The organism is Aquabacterium parvum, assembly GCF_001447195.1.
Taxonomy (GTDB): domain Bacteria; phylum Pseudomonadota; class Gammaproteobacteria; order Burkholderiales; family Burkholderiaceae_C; genus Aquabacterium; species Aquabacterium parvum.
This window is the reverse complement of sequence record NZ_LFRI01000115.1, coordinates 1-597: the sequence shown is the minus strand read 5'-3', so window position 1 is coordinate 597 and position 597 is coordinate 1. Positions and strand designations below refer to the sequence as shown.

Annotated in this window: 1 rRNA gene; it reads left to right on the top strand. The window is 48.7% G+C overall.

Annotated elements, in window-relative coordinates:
• Positions 1 to 254: 254 nt before the first annotated feature.
• A 23S ribosomal RNA gene (locus ABG80_RS04515) occupies positions 255 to 597 on the top strand; the annotation flags it as partial.

Genomic DNA, 597 nt, shown 5'->3' with positions numbered 1-597 from the left:
GGTGTTGAGGTCTACAGCTGAAAAGCTGTTTGTTCTTTAAAAATTCGTAGAGTCGAAATCAGCGTTGCTGGTGGAAAGCGTCCATTCGTAAAGGGTTGGGCGCACCGTGCCGCCAGCAACATCTTGATTGCGTCAAAACAGACTTCAATGTGAATGCATTGAAGATCGGCAAACGCGTAAGTCACATGCTTAAACCTGCATGTGACACTCAAACAGTCCTTGACCGACGGTCCGTCAGGCCGTCAAAGTTATAGGGTCAAGTGACTAAGTGCATGTGGTGGATGCCTTGGCGATTACAGGCGATGAAGGACGTGATAGCCTGCGAAAAGCTTCGGGGAGCTGGCAAATTAGCTTTGATCCGGAGATATCCGAATGGGGAAACCCACCCGCAAGGGTATCTGCAACTGAATACATAGGTTGCAGAGGCGAACCGAGTGAACTGAAACATCTAAGTAACTCGAGGAAAAGACATCAACCGAGATTCCGAAAGTAGTGGCGAGCGAAATCGGAACAGCCTAGTGCTCTTTAGCAGTCGACTTATCAAAACAGCTTGGAAACGCTGGCCATAGTGGGTGATAGCCCCGTATGAGAAAAGTC